We start from the raw sequence: 21,201 nt of genomic DNA on the forward strand, positions 1-21,201 counted from the left end.
ACGCGAGGGCGCGATGCGCCATGAGTACCCCCAAGCCGACGACACCAGCACGGACCGCCGCCACCAAGCGCCAGGGCGGCGGCAACACGATCGCCCTTCTGGTCATCGCCTCCTGTCAGCTGATGGTCGTCCTCGACATCACCATCGTGAACATCGCGTTGCCCCACATCCAGAGCTCGCTCGACTTCTCGACCACGAGCCTGTCGTGGGTGGTCAACGCGTACACCCTGACCTTCGGAGGCCTGCTTCTGCTCGGCGGGCGGGTCGGTGACATCCTCGGCCGGCGCCGGGTCTTCATCTTCGGCGTCCTCCTCTTCGGACTCGCCTCCCTGCTCGGCGGACTCGCCCAGAACGACTGGCAACTCCTCGCCGCCCGTGCCCTGCAGGGCGTCGGCGGCGCGATCGCCTCGCCGACCTCTCTCGCACTGATCTCCACCACCTTCACCGAAGGACCGGAGCGCAACCGGGCGTTCGGCGTCTTCGCGGCCGTGTCCGCGGGCGGTGGCGCGATCGGACTGCTCGCGGGCGGCGTCCTGGTCGAATGGCTCGACTGGCGCTGGGTGTTCTTCGTCAACGTCCCGATCGCCGTCCTCATCGCCGTCGCGGCGCCCCGCTACATCAAGGAGTCCGAACGCCACGCCGGCCACTTCGACCTGACCGGTGCGCTCACCGCCACCGTCGGGATGGTGGCGCTGGTCTACGGGTTCATCCGCGCCGCCCAGGAGGGCTGGCGGGATCCCGTCACCCTCGCCTCCTTCGGAGCGGCCGTCGTGCTGCTCATCGTCTTCATCGCGATCGAGCGGCGCTCGCGGCAGCCGATCACCCCGCTGCACATGTTCGCCGACCGCAACCGGGCGGGCACGTACGCCATCATGCTCTGCCTGGCCGCGGCGATGTTCGGCATGTTCTTCTTCCTGACCCTGTTCGTGCAGAACGTCCTGGGCTTCAGCCCCCTGGAGGCCGGCCTGGCGTTCCTGCCGGTCAGCGCGGTGATCGCGGTCGGCGCGGGGCTCGCCTCCCAGATGCTGCCGAGGTTCGGACCGAAACCCTTCATGGTCGTCGGCTCGCTCCTCGCCGCGGCCGGGCTCTCCTGGCTGACCCTGACCGACGTGCACTCCACCTACCTGGGCAGCATCCTCGGCCCCATGCTCATCTTCAGCCTGGGAATGGGCATGCTCTTCGTCTCGCTGACCCTGATGGCGCTCTCCAACGTGCGCACGGAGGAGTCGGGCGCCGCGTCCGGGCTGCTCAACGCGACCCAGCAGGTGGGCGGTTCCCTCGGACTCTCGATCCTGGTGACGGTCTTCGGAACGGCCAGCCGCAACGAGGCGGAGAAGCAGGTGCCGGCCTTCCTCTCCCAGGCCGGACCGCTGGAGAAGGCGCAGTTCGCCAAGACGGGCCAGCTGCCGCCGCCCTGGGCCGACGAGGTGCTCACCTCCGGTGTGTCCCTGGCCTTCATCGTGGCGGCCGCCTTCGCGATCATCGCCGCCGTGATCGCCCTCGTCGCGATCCAGGTACGCCCCTCCGACCTCGAACGCCTCAAGGGCGGCATGGGCCCCCCGGGCGTGGGCTGAGCCGGTCCCCGGGTCGGTCCGAGCCGGCCGGCCGGGCGGCCCACCGGCCCCGCGGCACCGTCGTCACCCGGTCGGATCACGCCCCGCGCGCGATCCGACCCGGGTGGCGTCGCCGCGCGTGCCGCCCCCCGCGCCCCGCTCGATGATGGGTGGATGGACGTCACCGAGGTACTCCTGCCCGGCCTCGGGCTGCGCTACGAGTTCACCAACCACCGGGGCGACCGCATCGGAGTCGTCGCCCGGCAGACCGGTGACTACGAACTGGTGGTGTACGAGAGGGACGACCCCGACGAGGGGCGCTCCGTCCTCGAACTCAACGCGGAAGAGGCCGACACGGTGGCCGAGATCCTCGGTGCGCCGCGGATCGCCGAGCGGTTCGCCGGACTGACCGAGGAGGCGCCCGGGCTGCGGTCCGGGCAGACCGAGGTCCGCCCCGGAAGCCGCTACGACGGCCGGCCCCTGGGGGACACCCAGGCGCGGACCCTGACCGGCGCGTCCGTCGTCGCCGTGGTCAGGGGAGGGATCGTGCTGCCCTCCCCCTCCCCGCAGGACGTCCTGCGAGGAGGGGACGTCCTCGTGGTGATCGGTACCCACGAGGGCATCGCGGCCGTGGAACAGATCATCCAGGGCTGACGGTGCACACGCCGGTCGCGCTGCTGCTGGAGCTCGGCGTCATCCTCGCCGCCCTGAGCCTGCTCGGGACCGTGGCCAGACGCCTCACGCTCTCGCCGATCCCGCTCTACCTGCTCGTGGGCCTGGCGATCGGCGAGGGGGGCATCGCGCCCGTCCCCGCGGCCGGCGGGTTCGTCGAGACGGGCGCCGCCATCGGCGTCGTCCTGCTCCTTCTGACGCTCGGCCTCGAGTTCTCCCTGCCGGAGTTCGCCGTCGGCATGCGGCGCCGCGTCCCGTCCGCCCTGGTCGACCTCGTCCTCAACGCCCTGCCGGGCGCGGTGGCCGGACTGCTGCTCGGGCTCGACGGCATCGGGACGCTCGCCCTGGCCGGCGCCACCTACATCTCCTCCTCCGGCATCGTCGCCCGGCTCCTGGCGGACCTGCGCCGCCTCGGCAACCGGGAGACCCCGGCCGTGCTGTCGGTCCTCGTCCTGGAGGACTGCGTCATGGCCTTCTACTTGCCGGTGCTCGCCGTGCTCGCCTCCGGCGGCCGCTGGTGGCAGGCGGCCCTCGGCGTGCTCGCGGCGGTCGGCGCCGTCGTGGCGGCCGTCACCGTCTCCTACCGCTGGGGGCACCACCTGGGCCGGCTGGTCTCCCACCCGGACGACGAGCAGCTCTTGCTCCGGGTGCTCGGCCTGACCCTGATCGTGGCGGCCCTGGCCGAACTCGTCCATGCCTCGGCGGCCGTCGGCGCCTTCCTCGTCGGCCTCACCCTCACCGGGGAGACGGCGACCCGCACCCGCGCCGTACTCAGCCCGCTGCGGGACCTCTTCGCCGCCGTGTTCTTCCTCGCCATCGGACTGTCCGTCGACCCGGACGACCTGGTGCCTGCCCTGCCCGCGGCCCTCGCGCTGGCCGCCGTGAGCATCGTCACCAAGGTGCTCACCGGACGGTTCGCCGCCGCGCGGGACGGCGTGGGGCGCCGCGGGCAGCTGCGTGCCGGGACGGCCCTGATCGCGCGGGGCGAGTTCTCCCTCGTCATCGTCGGCCTCGTCGGCACCCTGCACGGCTCCCTCGGGCCGCTGGTCACCGCGTACGTCTTCATCCTCGCGATCGTGGGCCCGGTCCTCACGCGCCTGGCCGGCGCGGTCCCCCTCGGCGGGCGGCAGCCGCCCCGCGCCGACGCGCAGGACGGGGCCGCCTGAGCCGGCCGGACGGCGCCCCCCGGCGGACGCCCGCGCCACGGGCCCGGGCGTCCGCCCCGCGTCACCGGGCCCGTACGACCGTCACGCCCAGGTCACCGGCAGGCTCTTCACCCCGTGGATGTCCGCCGCCTCCGGGCGAACGGGGACCTCCTCGGCCGGTACGGCGAGGCGCAGTCCCGGGAAGCGGGCGAACAGAGCGGAGAACGCCACCCGCATCTCGATACGGGCGAGCTGCGCACCCAGGCACAGGTGGATGCCGTGGCCGAAGGCCAGGTGGCCGCCGTCCCGCCTGCGGAGGTCGAGCACCTGCGGATCGGTGAAGCGCTCGGGGTCGCGGTTGGCGGTGCTGTAGGAGAGGACGACCGTCGTACCCGCCCGGATCAGCTGCCCGCCCACCTCGACGTCCACCAGCGCCGTCCTCATGAACGACTTGGCGACGCTCAGATACCGCAGCAGCTCCTCCACGGCCTGGTCGGTGAGCGCGGGATCGGCGCGCAGCGCGGCCAGCTGTTCGGGGTTCCGCAGGAGGGCGAAGGCCCCGAGGGCCAGCATGTTCGCGGTGGTGTCGAAGCCGGCCGCCAGCAGGATCAGGCCGATCCCCCGCAGCTCCTCGTCGGTCAGGTCGCTGTCGGTGAGTTCGCTGAGCACGTCGTCGGTGGGGTTCGCGCGCTTGGCGGCCACCAGCCGGGCGAGGTACTCCTGGGTCGCGGTGTAGGCCGCGATCAGGTCCTCGTCGCTCGTCTCCCCGTTCATGAACGTGTCGATCTGTTCCTGGAAGGACGCGCGGTCCTGGTAAGGCACCCCCAGCAGCTCGCAGATGACGATGGTGGGGATCGGCTTGGCGAACGCGGACACCAGGTCCGCCGTCGGCCCGGCCGCCTCCATGGCGTCCAGGCAGTCGGCGGTGATCTGCTCGACGCGCTCGGTGAGGAGCCGCATCCGCCGCGCGGTGAACCTGCCCACCAGCGGCTTGCGGTAGCGCCCGTGCTCCGGCTCGTCCATGAGGAGGAACTCGCCGGGCGGCGCCGGGGGGAGCTCGAAGTCGACGACGTTCAGGAGGTCCTTGCGGGAGCTGAACCGCGAGTCGGCCAGGACCGACCTGACGAGGTCGTACCCGGTGATCAGCCAGCCGGGCTTCCCGCCGGGGTGGGTGTAGCGGCTGACGGGCCCCTGCCGACGGGCCTCGATCAGCTCCGCCGGCGGGTCGAACGGGCAGCCGGGCGGGCGTTCCGCCGGCAGCGTCGTGACGGTGTGGACGGTTCACCCATGGCCATTCCTCATCTCGCGGCGGCATCTGCTTGACACATGTCGAAAGCTACGTTGCGTTCAGGGTTCCGTCCATCGATTTGAAAGCGTAAATGCGGCTCAGTGGAGGCAAATTGATGCAATGACACTGGTCGTTAACGCAACGGTCCGTTGCAATGGACTTCGTTGCGCGGGGATGCGCGGGGATGCGCGAAGGGCCGCCGACCGGGCGCTTCGGGAGGCGAAGCGCCGCGGACGACGGCCCGGGCGGGGAGAGTTCGCGGGGGATCAGATATCGCGGAAGATCTCGATCTGCGCCCCCACCGAGTTGAGGCGCTCCGCCAGCTCCTCGTATCCGCGGTTGATCACGTACACGTTCCGCAGGACCGACGTGCCCTCGGCCGCCATCATCGCCAGCAGCACCACCACCGCCGGGCGCAGCGCCGGCGGGCACATCATCTCGGCGGCGCGCCAGCGGGTCGGCCCCTCGACCAGGACGCGGTGGGGGTCGAGGAGCTGGAGGCGGCCGCCGAGGCGGTTGAGGTCGGTGAGGTAGATCGCGCGGTTGTCGTAGACCCAGTCGTGGATGAGGGTCTTGCCCTGCGCGGTCGCCGCGATGGCCGCGAAGAACGGCACGTTGTCGATGTTGAGGCCGGGGAACGGCATCGGGTGGATCTTGTCGATCGGCGCCTCCAGCTTGGAGGGACGGACCGTCAGGTCGACCAGGCGGGTGCGGCCGTTGTCGGCGGCGTACTCCGCGGAGCGGTCGTGGTCCAGGCCCATCTCCTCCAGGACCGCGAGCTCGATCTCCATGAACTCGATCGGCACCCGGCGGATCGTCAGCTCCGACTCCGTGACGACGGCCGCGGCCAGCAGGCTCATCGCCTCGACCGGGTCCTCGGAAGGGGAGTAGTCGACGTCCACGTCGATCTGCGGGACGCCGTGCACGGTCAGCGTCGTGGTGCCGATGCCCTCGACCTTCACGCCCAGCGCCTCCAGGAAGAAGCACAGGTCCTGGACCATGTAGTTCGAGGAGGCGTTGCGGATGACGGTGACACCGTCGTTGCGCGCGGCGGCGAGCAGCGCGTTCTCGGTCACGGTGTCGCCGCGCTCGGTCAGCACGATCGGACGGTCGGGCGAGACGGACCTCTCGACCTGGGCGTGGTAGAGGCCCTCGGTCGCCGTGATGTCGAGGCCGAAGCGGCGCAGGGCGATCATGTGCGGCTCGATCGTGCGCGTACCGAGGTCGCAGCCGCCCGCGTAGGGCAGCCTGAAGCGGTCGAGGCGGTGCATCAGGGGGCCGAAGAACATGATGATCGAGCGGGTGCGGATCGCGGCCTCGGCGTCGATCGACTCCATGTCCAGCTCGGCCGGGGGCACGATCTCCAGGTCGACGCCCTCGTTGATCCACCGGGTGCGGACGCCGATGGAGCCCAGGACCTCCAGGAGCCGGAAGACCTCCTCGATCCGGGCGACGCGGCGCAGGACCGTGCGGCCCTTGTTGAGGAGGGAGGCGCAGAGCAGGGCGACGCACGCGTTCTTGCTCGTCTTCACGTCGATGGCTCCGGAGAGCCGCCGGCGTCCGACGACCCGGAGGTGCATGGGGCCGGCGTAACCGAGGGAGACGATCTCGCTGTCGAGTGCTTCGCCGATCCGGGCGATCATCTCAAGGCTGATGTTCTGGTTGCCGCGTTCGATCCGGTTGACGGCGCTCTGGCTTGTGGCCAGGGCTTCGGCGAGCTGTGTCTGAGTCCAGCCACGGTGCTGGCGGGCGTCACGGATGAGCTTGCCGATGCGTACGAGGTAGTCGTCTGCCATGGCGTCACGTTATCTCAGATATGAGATGACGCTCGCGATGGGGTGGACCATCAGAGTGACGAACCGTGAGCGGTGGGGTGGCGGGGTTCGTAGAGCGGGAGTTCGGCACCGCTCGGCATCCGTACGGCGGCGAGGAGTCCCCAGCCCTGATCGGTGATGGGCCGTGAGATCTCGGTGCCGCGGTCCTCCAGCGTGGTCAGCGTCGCCGTGATGTCGTCGCACATCAGATAGAACTCGTGCTTCGGATCGCCGGGGGAGGGGTGGACGGCGACCTCGGCCGGCGGCAGCCGGAAGAGGAGCCAGCCCTCGCCCGCGTCGACGTGGGCGAACCCGAGCACGTCCCTCAGGAAGGCGCGGTCCGCGTCCGCGTCGGGGGTGTAGAGAATCACATGCGCGCCGCTGAACATGGTCCGATCGTCACGCCGGTGTGAGGATGCGGCCAGCGCTGCGCCGCCGTACGGGTCCCGGGTCGCGCCCCGGGGCACGCCGGGCATGACCGCGCGGCGGTCATGTACTAGAGTTATCTCGACATCGAGATATCTGCCGAAAGACGCACCGCAGCCGCGCCAGCCGGTAAGGGTTACCTAACTAAGTCTTACCTTAGCGGATCGGCGAGGAGCCATCGCGGCAGGATGCGGTCAGAACGCGCACATTGATGAAGGAGACTGTCGTGTCGGCGAACAGCTTCGACGCCCGCAGCACGCTGCGCGTGGGCGACGAGTCGTACGAGATCTTCAGGCTGGACAAGGTCGAGGGCTCCGCGCGCCTCCCCTACAGCCTGAAGGTGCTCCTGGAGAACCTGCTCCGCACCGAGGACGGCGCGAACATCACCGCCGACCACATCCGGGCGCTCGGCGGCTGGGACTCGCAGGCTCAGCCGAGCCAGGAGATCCAGTTCACGCCGGCCCGCGTGATCATGCAGGACTTCACCGGTGTGCCCTGTGTCGTCGACCTCGCCACCATGCGCGAGGCCGTCAAGGAGCTCGGCGGCGACCCGGCGAAGGTCAACCCGCTCTCCCCGGCCGAGCTGGTCATCGACCACTCCGTCATCGCCGACAAGTTCGGCACGAAGGAAGCCTTCGGCCAGAACGTCGAGCTGGAGTACGGCCGCAACAAGGAGCGCTACCAGTTCCTGCGCTGGGGCCAGACCGCCTTCGACGACTTCAAGGTCGTCCCCCCGGGCACCGGCATCGTCCACCAGGTCAACATCGAGCACCTGGCCCGCACGGTCATGGTGCGCAACGGCCAGGCGTACCCCGACACCCTCGTCGGCACCGACTCCCACACCACCATGGTCAACGGCCTCGGTGTGCTCGGCTGGGGCGTCGGCGGCATCGAGGCCGAGGCCGCCATGCTCGGCCAGCCGGTCTCCATGCTCATCCCGCGCGTCGTCGGCTTCAAGCTGACCGGCGAGCTCCCGGCCGGCACCACCGCCACCGACCTCGTCCTCACGATCACCGAGATGCTGCGCAAGCACGGCGTCGTCGGCAAGTTCGTCGAGTTCTACGGCGAGGGCGTGGCCGCCACCAGCCTCGCCAACCGCGCCACCATCGGCAACATGTCGCCCGAGTTCGGCTCCACCGCCGCGATCTTCCCGATCGACGGCGAGACCCTGAACTACCTCAAGCTCACCGGCCGCTCCGAGCAGCAGGTCGCGCTCGTCGAGGCGTACGCCAAGGAGCAGGGCCTCTGGCTGGACCCGTCCGCCGAGCCCGACTTCTCCGAGAAGCTGGAGCTGGACCTCTCCACGGTCGTCCCCTCCATCGCGGGCCCGAAGCGCCCGCAGGACCGCATCGTCCTCGCCAACGCCGCGCAGCAGTTCGCCCAGGACGTCCGCAACTACGTGGACGACGTGGACGAGGCGGGCAAGGAGTCCTTCCCGGCCTCCGACGCCCCCGCGAACACCCCCGACGGCGCCCCGTCGAAGCCGGTCACCGTCACGGCCCCCGACGGCTCGACCTACGAGATCGACCACGGCGCCGTCACCGTCGCCGCGATCACCTCCTGCACCAACACCTCGAACCCGTACGTCATGGTCGCCGCCGCGCTCGTCGCGAAGAAGGCCGTGGAGAAGGGCCTGACCCGCAAGCCGTGGGTCAAGACCACCCTCGCCCCGGGCTCGAAGGTCGTCACCGACTACTTCGACAAGGCGGGCCTGACCCCGTACCTCGACAAGGTCGGCTTCAACCTCGTCGGCTACGGCTGCACCACCTGCATCGGCAACTCCGGCCCGCTGCCGGAGGAGGTCTCCAAGGCCGTCAACGAGCACGACCTCGCGGTCACCTCGGTGCTCTCCGGCAACCGCAATTTCGAGGGCCGGATCAACCCCGACGTCAAGATGAACTACCTGGCCTCTCCGCCGCTGGTCGTCGCGTACGCCCTCGCGGGCTCCATGAAGGTGGACATCACCAAGGACGCCCTCGGCATCGACCAGGACGGCAAGCCCGTCTACCTGGCCGACATCTGGCCCTCCGAGGCGGAGGTCAACGACGTCGTCGCCAACGCCATCGGCGAGGACATGTTCAACAAGTCCTACCAGGACGTCTTCGCGGGCGACGCCCAGTGGCAGGCCCTGCCGATCCCGACCGGCAACACCTTCGAGTGGGACGCCGAGTCCACCTACGTCCGCAAGCCCCCTTACTTCGAGGGCATGACGATGGAGACCACCCCGGTCTCCGACATCGTCGGCGCGCGCGTCCTGGCCAAGCTGGGCGACTCGGTCACCACCGACCACATCTCCCCGGCCGGCGCCATCAAGGCCGACACCCCGGCGGGCCAGTACCTCACCGAGCACGGTGTGGAGCGTCGTGACTTCAACTCCTACGGCTCGCGCCGAGGCAACCACGAGGTCATGATCCGCGGTACGTTCGCCAACATCCGCCTGCGCAACCAGATCGCGCCGGGCACCGAGGGCGGCTTCACCCGCGACTTCACCCAGGCCGACGGCCCGGTGTCGTTCATCTACGACGCCTCGCGCAACTACATCGAGCAGGGCATCCCGCTCGCGATCCTGGCGGGCAAGGAGTACGGCTCCGGCTCGTCCCGCGACTGGGCCGCCAAGGGCACCGCGCTGCTCGGCGTCAAGGCCGTCATCGCCGAGTCGTACGAGCGCATCCACCGCTCGAACCTCATCGGCATGGGCGTGCTGCCGCTCCAGTTCCCGGAGGGCGCCTCGGCGGCCTCCCTCGGCCTGACCGGCGAGGAGACCTTCTCCTTCACCGGCGTCACCGAGCTGAACGAGGGCCGCACCCCGCGCACGGTCAAGGTCACCACCGACACCGGTGTCGAGTTCGACGCGGTCGTCCGCATCGACACCCCCGGTGAGGCGGACTACTACCGCAACGGCGGCATCATGCAGTACGTGCTCCGCAACCTCATCCGCGGCTGACCCACACGGTCACCCGGCACCCGGACCGGCCGCCACCCCGCAGGGGGTGGCGGCCGGTCCGCGTTGCCGGGCGAGACTTCCCGCCACGGCCTACGACAGGAGCTCCACCTCCGCCAGCGTCCCGCCCGTGCCGCTCGCGACCAGGCGGTACTTCGCGTAGGTGCCCGGTGCGGAGACCGAGAAGACCCGGGTCTGGCGGTCCCAGGTGAAGGACTGGGCCGTCCGCCGGTCGAGGTCCTTCCAGACGGTGCCGTCCGCCGACCCTTGGAGGACCCAGCCCGTGGGCGCCGTGCCCCGTGCGGACGAGGTCAGCGTGTACTGGACCGCCCGGACGGGCTCCGCCACCGGCAGGTCCACCGAGGCCACGGGGCCCTGTGTGGCGGAGGTGTCGTCGAAGAGGGGACCGGCTCCGGCGATCGCGTCCGCCCGCGGGGCGGGCACCTTGTCGTCCCGGGTGATCGAGACCGGGCCGGCCTGCGCGCCCGTGCCCCAGGCCGACGGCTTCGGACCCATCTCGAACGTCAGCGTGCCGCCCCCGGACAGCAGGGCGTGCGGCAGCCCGGTGGAGTTCCACCGCCCGCCGTTCAGCTTCACGCCCTGGACGTAGAGGTTCTTCGCGCTGTTGCGCGGCGCCTCGACGACCAGCGTGCGTCCGTTGTCGAGGCGCAGCGTCACCTTCTTGAACAAGGGCGAGCCGATCGCGTACTCCCCGCTGCCCATCACCAGCGGATAGAAGCCGAGCGAGGAGAAGAGGTACCAGGCGGACTGCTCGCCGTTGTCCTCGTCACCGTGGTATCCCTGGCCGATCTCGCTGCCGGTGTAGAGGCGGGAGAGCACCTCGCGGACCTTCTCCTGCGTCTTCCACGGCGTGCCGGCCGCGTTGTACATGTACGGCACGTGGTGGGCGACCTGGTTGGAATGGCCGTACATGCCCATCCGGACGTCACGGGCCTCGGTCATCTCGTGGATGACGCTGCCGTACGAGCCGGTGAACTCGGGGCTCGCCGTCTCCGGGGTGGAGAAGTACGTGTCCAGCTTCGCGCCGAGACCGGACCGGCCGCCGTAGAGGTTGGCCAGGCCGCGCGAGTCCTGCGGGGCGGTGAAGGCGTAGCCCCAGCCGTTGGTCTCGGTGTAGTCGTGCCCCCAGATCCTCGGGTCGTACGCGGCGGAGGGGACCCGCCACGCGCCCGTGAGGTCACGGCCCTGGAAGAAGCCGGCCTTCGTGTCGAAGAGCGAGACGTACCTCTGCGCGCGGGAGAGGAAGTAGGCGGCCTCCTCCTGGTACCGCTTCTGCCCGGTCTTCCTGTGCAGGGCCTCGGCCATCCTCGCGATGCCGTAGTCGTTGAGGTAGCCCTCCAGGGACCAGGAGAGCCCCTCGTGGGTCCGCGTCGAGGCGTAGCCGAGGAAGGGGGACGTCTCCATGCCCTTGCGTCCGACGCCACCGCTCGGCGGGACGACGGTCGCGTTCTTGAGCGCCGCCTCGTACGCCGCCTCGGCGTCGAAGTCCACGCCCTTCACATAGGCGTCGGCGAACGCCACGTCGGAGGAGGTGCCGGTCATCAGGTCGGCGTAGCCGGGGGAGGACCAGCGGGAGATCCAGCCCCCGTCCTTGTACTGCTGCACGAAGCCGTCGACCAGCTCGCCGGCCTTCTTCGGGGTGAGGAAGGAGTAGGCGGGCCACGTCGTCCGGTAGGTGTCCCAGAAGCCGTTGTTGACGTACACCTTCCCGTCGACGATCTTCGCGCCGGTGTGCGTCGGGGTGTCCGGGCCGGGCTTGGGGGAGAAGGGGCTGGCGTACCGGTGCGTGGAGCCGACCTTCTCGAAGCCGGAGTTGGGATAGAGGTAGAGGCGGTAGAGGCTGGAGTAGAGGGTGACGAGCTGGTCGTGGGTGGCGCCCTCGACCTCCACCCGGCTCAGGACCGCGTCCCAGGCGTCCTGCGCCCGCTCCTCGACCTGTTCGAAGCCGGTGCCGGCCGGGATCTCGTCCGCGAGGTTCGCCTTCGCCTGGTCGACGGAGATCAGGGAGGTCGCCAGGCGCAGGGTCACCGTGCGGTCCGCGCCCGCGTCGAAGCGGAAGTGACCCTTCACGCCCTGCGCGCCGGAGGCGGTGACCGGCGCGTCGAAGACGCCGTACACGAACATCCGGGTGGCGCCGGCGGACAGACCGCTCTTCACGTCGGAGTAGCCGGTGAAGGAGCCGGTCGCGGCGTCCAGGGCGAGTCCGCCCTCCTGCGTGACGTTGTCGAAGACGACGCTCGCGTCGTCACCGGGATACGTGAAGCGCATCGTCGCCGCGTGATCGGCCGGGGCCATCTCGGCCTTCAGACCGTTCTCGAAGGTCACGCCGTAGTAGTGCGGCCGGGCGGTCTCCTTCTCGTGGCGGAAGGCCAGGGCCCGCTTGACCCGGTCGCTCTCCGGAGTGCCCGCGGCCGCGGACGGCATCACCTGGAAGGTCTGCCGGTCGCCCATCCACGGGCTCGGCTCGTGGCTGGCGGCGAACGCCTGGACGGTGGGCAGGTTGTCGGCGTTGTTGGCGCGGGCGTACTCGTACAGCCAGCTCTTGGACGCCGAGTTGGTCACCGGCGTCCAGAAGTTGAAGCCGTGCGGCACGGCGGTCGCGGGGAAGGTGTTGCCCCGGGAGAACGAGCCGGAGGAGTTCGTGCCGCGGGTCGTCGAGGCGTAGTCGGAGAGCCGCTCCAGGCGCTGCTGCGGCGCCTTGACCCGCAGGGCGATGTCGTCGACCCAGCCCTGGAACGACGACGGTCCCTTCGGGGAGTCGTACGCCACCAGGATCCGGTCCACGGTCCTGCCGGCCGCGACCGCCCCGATCCGGGCGCTCACGTGGTTCCACTGGTTGACGTAGAGCCGCTTGGCGGCGGCCTGGCCCTGTGGGGTGAGCGGACCTCCGTGCGCGTCGGTGGCGCCCAGCTCGCTCAGATAGGTGCCGTCGGTGAAGGCCAGGTCCACGGAGACGTGGGTGGCCGGATAGTCGAGGTCGGTCTCGGGCATCGACGGGAAGATGCGGTACGACAGCTCGGTGTTCCGGCCGACGGCCGTGTTCACGTCGAAGACCTTGTTGTACGAGTACGCCCGCCCGGCCGCCTTGTGGGTCCCGGCGTAGCGTAGTGCCCGGACGCCCGTGAAACCGGCGTTGGCCTTGGCGGTGGGGGAGCCACCGGGGCCGCGGTCGACCTGGCTGCGCATCTCCGGCGGGACGGGGGCGGAGGTGTCACCATTCGAGAACTGAACGTCGGCGAGCTGGGTGATCCCTCCGCCGGCGTTCTCGGTGATCTCCAGCCGGTAGTGGGCGTAGGCCGTGTCACCGGCGAAGTCGTACGTCCTGGTCTCGAAGCGCTTGGCGAAGCTCTGGTCCTCCCGGGTGTCCAGGACCTTCCACTCCTTGCCGTCCGCCGAGCCCTTCAGGGTCCAGTCGCGCGGGTCGCGCTCGGCCGCGTCGTTCGCCGACGTCAGCGCGTAGGTCACGACCTTGACGGGGGCGTCCAGGTCGAACTCGACCCAGGCGGTCGGCTCGAAGACCAGCCACTTCGTACCGGGCTGGAGGTCGACGAGGTTCTCCTTGATCTCTCCTCCGCCCGCGTTCTCGCCGCTGGCGCGCAGGCCGACCACCTTGTCGGTGACGTTGCCGGGGATCCCGCCGGCGAACCCGCCGTCGACCCCCGACGCCCGCTGCGTGCCGTCCCGGCCGATGTCGACGGTGTTCCGCCAGGTCGGTTGTGTCTCGTCCGGCTCGAAGGAGGTCGTGAACTCCTTGCCGGCCGCGCCTTTCGGCGGGGAGGGAAGGGCGAAGGAGGGGGAGGGGGCGGCCGTCACGAGGAGGGCTGCGGCCGCGAGGAGGGCGGCCGCCCGCGTCTGCCGCAGCATGCGTCCCGGAGGGCCTTTGAGGGTGTGGGTGAACGTGTGCCTGTGCGTGTGCCGAGGTCTCGGTCCGGTGTGAAGTCGGGCCAGCATTCGGTGTCGTCACTCCCGCCGCTCGTTTTAGACAACGTTGTCAATTGAAACGCGCAGGCTCTAGTAGGGGTCCAAGTGACGCCATGTGTCAAGGGTGTTCGCGGCAATGCGCGGGAGGAACCGGTGCAGATGCGGCGCGGATATCCCCGAGGTCTCAACTCGGGAAAGATGGCCGCCCAAACCGGCTTTCGATCTTGCTCAGTTGACGGGAAGTGGACTATACCTGTCGGCGCACGACCCAAGCTGCATTCGAATGCGGTGGCGGGGCCCTTCGCCTGAGGCGAGCAGTACGGGCGACCGGTACACCGCCTGAGTCCTGAATGAAGGCGAGGACTTGAGCATGGGATCCACCTCCGCGCACACCAACGAGGGCCTCGGCCGCCGCGATCTGATCAAGCGCTCCGCCGCTCTCGGTCTGATCTCGGTGCCGACGATGAGCTTCCTGTCCGCCTGCGCCTCCGGCGGCGGTGGCAGCACGGAAGAGAGCAAGCCGAAGGGGAAGGTCTCCAAGGACAACCCGTTCGGTGTGGCCAAGGGCGGAAAGATCGACGTCGTCGTCTTCAAGGGCGGATACGGCGACGACTACGCCAAGGCGTGGGAGGCAAGCTTCGCCAAGAAGTGGGGTGTCACCGCCACCCACACCGGTACGCAGGAGATCACCGGCAAGCTCCAGCCGCGCTTCAACGCCGGCAACCCGCCGGACATCGTCGACGACTCCGGCGCCCAGAAGATCAAGATCGACGTTCTCCACAAGAACGGCCAGCTGCTCGACCTCGCCGAGGTCCTCGACGCGCCTTCGGTCGACGACCCCACCAAGAAGGTCCGCGACACCCTCATCCCGGGCACCCTCGACCCGGGCCTCCAGGAGGGCAAGGTCGTCGCGCTCAACTACATCTACACGGTGTGGGGCCTGTGGTACTCTGGCAAGCTCTTCCGGGAGAAGGGCTGGAAGGAGCCGAAGACCTGGGACGAGTTCCTCGCCGTCTGCAAGGACGCCACCGCCCAGGGCATCGGCGGACTCGCCCACCAGGGCAAGTTCCCGTACTACATCAACGTCGCCATCATGGACCTGATCGCCAAGAAGGGCGGTCTCGACGCCATGAAGGCGATCGACAACCTCGAGCCCGACGCGTTCGTCGGCTCCGCCGCCGCCAAGGAGGCCGTCGAGGCGATCTACGAGGTCGTGGAGAAGGGCTATCTGATGCCCGGCACCAACGGCCTGACGCACACCGAGTCCCAGACCCGCTGGAACCAGTACAAGGCCGCCTTCATCACCTGCGGTTCCTGGCTGGAGAACGAGCAGCTGAAGCAGACGCCGGCCGACTTCGACATGAAGTTCATGCCGATGCCGCTGCTGCCCGGCTCCGTGATGCCGTACGAGGCGATCCGCGCCGGCTCCGGCGAGCCCTTCATCATCCCGTCCAAGGCGAAGAACCTGGCCGAGGCCAAGGAATTCATGCGGATGATGCTCTCCAAGGAGTGGTCGACGCTCTTCGCCAAGGAGGCCAACTCCCTCACCATCCTCAAGGACGGTGTGGACCCGAGCGTCAAGCTGCGTCCGGGGACGCAGTCGACGGTCGAGGTGTCCAAGGCGGCCGGACCCAACACCTTCCGCTACCTGTACACCGAGTGGTACAGCGAGATGGACACCGCCATCCAGAACGCCTCCAACGAGCTGATGGCCAAGCGTATCCAGCCCGCGGAATGGCTGAAGCGCGCCCAGGCCGCGGTGGACAAGGCCGCCAAGGACCCGGCGGCCAAGAACAACCGCCGCGACTGACCACGCTTCCACTGCCGGAAACCGCCGGGGACATCAGGGGCAGGAACGCCATGCGCAAAGGGCAGTACCAGTTCGTCGCGGGATTTCTCTTCGTACCCGTGGCGCTCTATCTGGTCTTCGTCATCTGGCCGTACATCCAGACGTTCGGCTACTCGCTGACCGACTGGAAGGGCCAGTCGCAGACCTTCTCGTTCGTCGGCCTCGACAATTACGTCGCGCTGTTCGAGGACGACATCTTCCTGGGGGCCATCTGGCACAACATCCTGTTCCTGGTGTTCATCCCGGTGATCACCATTCTGCTCGCCCTGTTCTTCGCCTTCATGGTGAACGCGGGCGGGCGGAGCCGGGCCGGCGGCGTCTCGGGCGTCGCCGGAGCCCGGTTCTACAAGATCGTCTACTTCTTCCCGCAGGTCCTGTCGCTGGCGATCCTCGCGGTGCTCTTCGGCGCCCTCTACCGCAGCGACACCGGCGGCATGCTCAACGGCCTCCTCCTCAAGCTGGGCCTGATCGACGAGGCCACCCCCGTCGAGTGGCTCAACGAACCCAACGTCGTGCTGTGGGCGCTGATGGCGATCGTCGTCTGGCACGGCGTGGGCTTCTACCTCGTGCTGTTCTCCGCCGCGATGCAGTCCATCCCGAGGGACATCTACGAGGCCGCGCTCATCGACGGAGCCAGCCGTGCCCAGTCCTTCTTCCGCATCACCCTCCCGTTGCTGTGGGACTCGGTGCAGACGGCCTGGGTCTACCTCGGCATCGTCGCGATGGACATGTTCGTCCTCGTCTCGACCATGACCTCGGGCGAGTTCGGCGGTGGCCCCGACCACGCCAGCGAGACGATGTCGACGGTGATGATGCGGAACTTCCTCTACTACGGAAAGAGCGGCTACGCCTGCGCCATGGGCGTGGTCATGCTGCTGCTGACCTTGATCGTGTCCGTGGTCACGCTGCGCGCCACCCGCCGCGAGCGCCTCGAGTTCTGAGCGGGAGAGCCAACGATGACTGCACCCACCCAAGACACCGTGACGAAGGACGGCACGCTGCCCCGGCAGCGCGCGGCGGGCGACCGGGGCGGCGGCCCCGGAGGCCGGCGGAGCGAGGGCGTCGTCCTGAACGCCTTCTCCCACGGCTTCCTCGCCCTGTGGGCCCTGATGATCGTCCTGCCGCTGCTGTGGCTGGTGCTCAGCTCCTTCAAGACCGACGCGCAGATCGCCGGGTCCGCCTTCGGCTGGCCGGCCAACTGGTCGCTCGACGTCTTCTCCCGCGCGTGGGAGAAGGGCATCGGCGACTACTTCGTCAACACGCTCGTCGTGCTGGTGTTCTCCGTGCCGCTGACGATGCTCTTCGGCTCCATGGCCGCCTACGTCCTGGCGCGCTACCGGTTCTGGGGCAACCGCCTCGTCTACTACTTCTTCGTCGCCGGCGCGATGTTCCCCGTGTTCCTGGCCCTGGTCCCGCTCTTCTTCATGGTGAAGCTGCTGGGGATGCTGAACACGTACCAGGGGCTCATCCTCGTCTACATCGCGTACTCGATGCCCTTCACCGTGTTCTTCATGCACGCGTTCTTCCGGACGCTGCCCACGGCGGTCTTCGAGGCGGCGATCCTGGACGGGGCCTCGCACACCCGGGCCTTCTTCCAGGTCATGCTCCCGATGGCCAAGCCGGGCCTGCTCAGCGTGGGGATCTTCAACACGCTCGGGCAGTGGAACCAGTTCGTCCTGCCGACCGTGCTGATGCAGCCGCAGAGCGGTGACGACCCCGAGCGGTACGTCCTCACCCAGGGACTGATCCAGCTCCAGCAGCAGCAGGGATACGCCACCGACCTGCCGGTCCTCTTCGCCGGCGTGACGATCGCGATGATCCCGATGCTGGTCGTGTACCTGTCCTTCCAGCGGCAGGTCCAGGCCGGTCTCACGTCGGCCACGCTGAAGTAACGATCCATCCCGCCCCGCGCGGGCTCCGAGGCCCTGGAGGACGTCCCCCTCCGGGGCCTCACGCATGCCCGCCCGGCGGGCCGCCGTGGCTCATACGAGCCTCGCCCCGCTCAAGGTCTTGACGGGGAACACCCCGAAGAGCTCATCTTAGAGTTCACAAGTTGGAGAAGAGGCCGGGGTCTCATTGGCGCGGCCCCTGCAGGCGGGAGTGGATGAGTCGATGGAGACTCCGGGGTCGCAGACATCTCTGCACAGGGCCAATCTCGAACGGGTCGTGCGCGCGGTCCGCATGGCGGGCTCGCTCACGCAGGCGGAGATCGCCCGTGCGACCGGTCTGTCGGCCGCCACGGTGTCCAACATCGTGCGGGAGTTGAAGGACGGCGGGACCGTCGAGGTCACGCCCACCTCCGCAGGCGGCCGCCGGGCGCGCAGCGTCTCGCTCTCCGGTGACGCGGGGATCGTCATCGGCGTCGACTTCGGCCACACCCACCTGCGGGTCGCCGTCGGCAACCTCGCCCACCAGGTCCTCGCCGAGGAGTCCGAGCCGCTCGACGTCGACGCGTCCTCGGCGGAAGGGTTCGACCGGGCGGAGACGCTGGTCAAACGGCTGATCGCGGCCACCGGCATCGGCCAGGACAAGGTCGTCGGCGTGGGCCTCGGCGTGCCGGGGCCCATCGACGTCTCCTCGGGCACCCTCGGCTCCACCTCGATCCTGCCGGGCTGGACCGGCATCAACCCCGCGGACGAGCTGTCCGGCCGCCTCGGAGTGCCCGTGTACGTCGACAACGACGCCAACCTCGGCGCGCTCGGCGAGCTGGTCTGGGGCAGCGGGCGCGGGGTCAGGGACCTGGCGTACATCAAGGTCGCCAGCGGTGTGGGCGCCGGCCTCGTGATCGACGGACGCGTCTACCGGGGCCCCGGCGGCACCGCGGGGGAGATCGGGCACATCACCCTCGACGAGTCGGGCCCGGTGTGCCGCTGCGGCAACCGCGGCTGCCTGGAGACGTTCGCGGCCGCCCGCTACGTCCTGCCGCTGCTCCAGCCCGGACACGGGCCCGATCTGACCATGGAGCGGGTCGTCCAGCTGGCGCGCGAGGGCGATCCGGGCTGCCGCCGTGTGATCGCCGACGTGGGCCGCCACATCGGCAGCGGTATCGCCAACTTGTGCAACCTGCTCAACCCCAGCCGCGTGGTGCTGGGAGGCGACCTCGCGGAGGCCGGCGAGCTGGTGCTCGCACCCATCCGTGACTCCGTCTCCCGGTACGCCATCCCCAGCGCGGCCCGCCAGCTCTCGCTTGCCCCCGGAGCCCTCGGCGGCCGTGCCGAGGTGCTCGGCGCGCTGGCTCTCGCGCTGAACGAAATGGGTGATTCGACCCTGTTGGAGAGTGCCCTGCCCTCCGCAGCGGCCACCTCGGCGCCTGCCTTCATTTAGATAACGGATGGCACCGTTGTCATCTCGTTAAGGATTTACTCCTTGACGTCGAGGTTGCGGCCGAGTTGACTTCCAGCCACCTCGGCCGCAACGTCGCGGCCTCGTCAGGGAGGCAAACCCACATGAACGCAATGACGCGCCGCGTCGTCATAGGCACGGCCGCGGTTTCGCTGGCCCTCTCCGTCGCCGCCTGTGGCAAGGCGGGCGACAGCGACTCGGGTAACGGAAGCGGCGGCGACGGCAAGACCATCGGTCTGCTGCTTCCGGAGAACAAGACCACGCGTTACGAGACCTTCGACCGCCCGATCATCGAGGCGAAGATCAAGGCCCTCTGCTCGGACTGCGAGGTCAAGTACAACAACGCCGCGCAGGACACCGAGACGCAGAAGAAGCAGTTCGACGCGCTGGTCACGCAGGGCGTGAAGGTCATCATCCTGGACTCGGTCGACTACAAGGCCACCAAGTCCTGGGTCCAGCAGGCCGAGAAGAAGGGCGTCAAGGTCGTCGCGTACGACCGCCTGGCCGAGGGCCCGATCTCCGCCTACGTCTCGTACGACAACGAGAAGATCGGCCGTCTGCAGGGCGAGGGCCTCATCAAGGCCCTCGGCGACAAGGCGAAGGACGCCAACGTCGTCATGATCAACGGCTCGCCGACCGACCCCAACGCCCCGCTGTTCAAGAAGGGCGCCCACAGCGTCCTCGACGGCGGCGTCAAGAAGGTCGTCTACGAGCAGGACATCCCGGACTGGTCCCCGGACGAGGCCAACAAGAAGATGGGTGCCGCCATCGACTCCCTGGGCAAGGACGGCTTCCAGGGCGTCTACTCCGCCAACGACGGCATGGCCGGCGGCATCATCACCGCCCTCTCCAAGCAGGGCATCAAGGTCCCGGTCGGCGGCCAGGACGCCGAGCTCGCCGGTCTGCAGCGCATCCTGAAGGGCGACCAGTCCTTCACGATCTACAAGCAGATCAAGCCGGAGGCCGAGACCACCGCCGAGATCGCGGTCCGCCTGCTCAAGGGCGAGAAGATCGACGACCTGGTTCCCACCAAGGTCACCAGCCTCACCGGCGAGTTCAAGGACATCCCGGCCAAGCTGTACGACGCGCAGGTCGTGACCAAGGAGAACATCGGCTCCACGATCATCGCCGACGGTGTCTACGAGGCCGCGGCGCTCTGCGCCGGCGAGTACAAGGCCGCCTGCGACGCGGCGGGCATCAAGTAACACCCGCTGCCGGTCACGCCGTTCGGATCCCGCGGACCCCCTCCGAACGGCCCCGGTCCGGTCCGGCGCTCCCGCCCCGTTCCACGCCCCGCAAGCGGGGGCGGGACGCCGGACTACCTCGCCTCACACCCCCCTGCGTGCTCCCCCCTGTACCACCATCCCCGCCGGTCAGGCGGCGAAGGAGATGATTCACGTGTCCGCTACGCCCGTGCTGGCGTTGCGCGGAGTCTCCAAGCGGTTCGGCGCCGTCCAGGTGCTCACCGATGTCGAACTGGAGATCCATGCCGGAGAGGTCGTCGCCCTGGTGGGCGACAACGGCGCCGGCAAGTCGACCCTCGTCAAGACGATCTCGGGTGTCCACCCGATCGACGAGGGCACCATCGAGTGGGACGGCCGGCCCGTCCAGATCACCAAGCCGCACGACGCCCAGAACCTCGGAGTCGCCACCGTCTACCAGGACCTGGCGCTCTGCGACAACCTCGACGTCGTCGCCAACCTCTTCCTCGGCAGCGAGCTGCGCTCCGCGTCCGTCCTCGACGAGATCGCCATGGAGAAGCGCGCCAAGGAGCTCCTGGACACGCTGTCCATCCGCATCCCGTCGGTCCGCATCCCCGTCGCGGCGCTCTCCGGCGGTCAGCGGCAGGTCGTCGCCATCGCCCGCGCCCTGATCGGCGACCCCAAGATCGTCATCCTCGACGAGCCCACCGCCGCCCTCGGCGTCGAGCAGACCGCACAGGTGCTCGACCTCGTCGAGCGGCTGCGCGAGCGCGGCCACGGCGTCATCCTCATCAGCCACAACATGGCCGATGTGCGCGCCGTCGCGGACCGCGTCGCGGTCCTCCGCCTCGGCCGCAACAACGGCGACTTCAGGGTCGCCGACACCAGCCACGAGACGATCATCGCGGCCATCACGGGCGCCACGGACAACGCCGTGACCCGTCGCCAGGCGCGCCAGGCCACGAAGGAGGACGCGAAGTGAGCGACCTCGCCAAGACCCCCCAGCCCCGTTCCCACCGGGCCACCC

At 69.3% G+C, this 21,201-nt stretch carries 14 protein-coding genes; 10 read left to right on the top strand and 4 right to left on the bottom strand.

Going from position 1 to position 21,201, the window contains the following annotated elements:
• Positions 1-20 precede the first annotated feature (20 nt).
• The 3 genes from AB0K65_RS03790 (at position 21) to AB0K65_RS03800 (ending at position 3,391) form a co-directional block, all read left to right on the top strand.
• Complete coding sequence (locus tag AB0K65_RS03790; RefSeq protein WP_365713992.1) at positions 21-1,574, top strand: MFS transporter; 1,554 nt, start codon at positions 21-23, stop codon at positions 1,572-1,574.
• A gap of 153 nt (positions 1,575-1,727) precedes the next feature.
• Positions 1,728-2,207, top strand: coding sequence for a cation:proton antiporter regulatory subunit (locus AB0K65_RS03795; RefSeq protein ID WP_365713994.1), 480 nt, complete (start codon positions 1,728-1,730; stop codon positions 2,205-2,207).
• A gap of 2 nt (positions 2,208-2,209) precedes the next feature.
• Positions 2,210-3,391, top strand: coding sequence for a cation:proton antiporter (locus AB0K65_RS03800; RefSeq protein ID WP_365713996.1), 1,182 nt, complete (start codon positions 2,210-2,212; stop codon positions 3,389-3,391).
• Positions 3,392-3,472: 81 nt separating this feature from the next.
• On the opposite strand, the gene AB0K65_RS03805 is transcribed toward AB0K65_RS03800, so the two are convergent.
• From AB0K65_RS03805 to AB0K65_RS03815, 3 genes are all read right to left on the bottom strand, one after another.
• A complete protein-coding gene (locus AB0K65_RS03805; protein ID WP_365714234.1) occupies positions 3,473-4,630 on the bottom strand; it encodes a cytochrome P450 in 1,158 nt (385 codons plus the stop codon).
• A gap of 294 nt (positions 4,631-4,924) precedes the next feature.
• Entirely contained in the window at positions 4,925-6,454 is a 1,530-nt protein-coding gene (locus tag AB0K65_RS03810; RefSeq protein WP_365713998.1) for a UDP-N-acetylglucosamine 1-carboxyvinyltransferase, read from the bottom strand.
• A 50-nt stretch (positions 6,455-6,504) separates the two neighbouring features.
• Entirely contained in the window at positions 6,505-6,861 is a 357-nt protein-coding gene (locus AB0K65_RS03815; RefSeq protein ID WP_365714000.1) for a VOC family protein, read from the bottom strand.
• Positions 6,862-7,124: 263 nt separating this feature from the next.
• Here AB0K65_RS03815 and acnA point away from each other — a divergent pair, with 263 nt between their 5' ends.
• Positions 7,125-9,842: an aconitate hydratase AcnA gene (gene acnA, locus AB0K65_RS03820; RefSeq protein ID WP_365714002.1), complete on the top strand. Its 2,718-nt coding sequence runs from the start codon at positions 7,125-7,127 to the stop codon at positions 9,840-9,842.
• Positions 9,843-9,932: 90 nt separating this feature from the next.
• Here acnA and AB0K65_RS03825 read toward each other — a convergent pair whose 3' ends face one another.
• Positions 9,933-13,724 (bottom strand): GH92 family glycosyl hydrolase, encoded by a 3,792-nt coding sequence (locus tag AB0K65_RS03825; RefSeq protein ID WP_365714004.1) that lies wholly within the window; start codon positions 13,722-13,724, stop codon positions 9,933-9,935.
• Positions 13,725-14,151: 427 nt separating this feature from the next.
• Here AB0K65_RS03825 and ngcE point away from each other — a divergent pair, with 427 nt between their 5' ends.
• The 6 genes from ngcE (at position 14,152) to AB0K65_RS03855 (ending at position 21,156) form a co-directional block, all read left to right on the top strand.
• Positions 14,152-15,591, top strand: a complete 1,440-nt coding sequence (ngcE, locus tag AB0K65_RS03830; RefSeq protein WP_365714006.1) for an N-acetylglucosamine/diacetylchitobiose ABC transporter substrate-binding protein — start codon at positions 14,152-14,154, stop codon at positions 15,589-15,591.
• A 50-nt stretch (positions 15,592-15,641) separates the two neighbouring features.
• On the top strand, positions 15,642-16,571 hold the full coding sequence (locus AB0K65_RS03835; RefSeq protein WP_365714008.1) for a sugar ABC transporter permease: 930 nt from the start codon (positions 15,642-15,644) through the stop codon (positions 16,569-16,571).
• 15 nt (positions 16,572-16,586) lie between these two features.
• Positions 16,587-17,522: a carbohydrate ABC transporter permease gene (locus tag AB0K65_RS03840; protein WP_365714010.1), complete on the top strand. Its 936-nt coding sequence runs from the start codon at positions 16,587-16,589 to the stop codon at positions 17,520-17,522.
• Positions 17,523-17,742: 220 nt separating this feature from the next.
• Positions 17,743-18,954: an ROK family transcriptional regulator gene (locus tag AB0K65_RS03845; protein ID WP_365714012.1), complete on the top strand. Its 1,212-nt coding sequence runs from the start codon at positions 17,743-17,745 to the stop codon at positions 18,952-18,954.
• Positions 18,955-19,085: 131 nt separating this feature from the next.
• Positions 19,086-20,177 (top strand): substrate-binding domain-containing protein, encoded by a 1,092-nt coding sequence (locus AB0K65_RS03850; RefSeq protein WP_365714235.1) that lies wholly within the window; start codon positions 19,086-19,088, stop codon positions 20,175-20,177.
• Positions 20,178-20,361: 184 nt separating this feature from the next.
• Complete coding sequence (locus tag AB0K65_RS03855; RefSeq protein ID WP_365714014.1) at positions 20,362-21,156, top strand: ATP-binding cassette domain-containing protein; 795 nt, start codon at positions 20,362-20,364, stop codon at positions 21,154-21,156.
• The last annotated feature ends 45 nt before the right edge of the window (positions 21,157-21,201 follow it).

This window comes from Streptomyces sp. NPDC053755, assembly GCF_040677675.1.
Taxonomy (GTDB): domain Bacteria; phylum Actinomycetota; class Actinomycetes; order Streptomycetales; family Streptomycetaceae; genus Streptomyces.

Excerpts from the sequence above, each read along its gene's own strand:
- AB0K65_RS03790 (WP_365713992.1), top strand. The coding sequence starts at position 21 with ATGAGTACCCCCAAGCCGACGACACCAGCACGGACCGCCGCCACCAAG.
- AB0K65_RS03795 (WP_365713994.1), top strand. The coding sequence starts at position 1,728 with ATGGACGTCACCGAGGTACTCCTGCCCGGCCTCGGGCTGCGCTACGAG.
- AB0K65_RS03810 (WP_365713998.1), bottom strand. The coding sequence starts at position 6,454 with ATGGCAGACGACTACCTCGTACGCATCGGCAAGCTCATCCGTGACGCC.
- AB0K65_RS03815 (WP_365714000.1), bottom strand. The coding sequence starts at position 6,861 with ATGTTCAGCGGCGCGCATGTGATTCTCTACACCCCCGACGCGGACGCG.
- AB0K65_RS03825 (WP_365714004.1), bottom strand. The coding sequence starts at position 13,724 with ATGCTGCGGCAGACGCGGGCGGCCGCCCTCCTCGCGGCCGCAGCCCTC.
- ngcE (WP_365714006.1), top strand. The coding sequence starts at position 14,152 with ATGGGATCCACCTCCGCGCACACCAACGAGGGCCTCGGCCGCCGCGAT.
- AB0K65_RS03835 (WP_365714008.1), top strand. The coding sequence starts at position 15,642 with ATGCGCAAAGGGCAGTACCAGTTCGTCGCGGGATTTCTCTTCGTACCC.
- AB0K65_RS03840 (WP_365714010.1), top strand. The coding sequence starts at position 16,587 with ATGACTGCACCCACCCAAGACACCGTGACGAAGGACGGCACGCTGCCC.
- AB0K65_RS03845 (WP_365714012.1), top strand. The coding sequence starts at position 17,743 with ATGGAGACTCCGGGGTCGCAGACATCTCTGCACAGGGCCAATCTCGAA.
- AB0K65_RS03850 (WP_365714235.1), top strand. The coding sequence starts at position 19,086 with ATGACGCGCCGCGTCGTCATAGGCACGGCCGCGGTTTCGCTGGCCCTC.
- AB0K65_RS03855 (WP_365714014.1), top strand. The coding sequence starts at position 20,362 with ATGATTCACGTGTCCGCTACGCCCGTGCTGGCGTTGCGCGGAGTCTCC.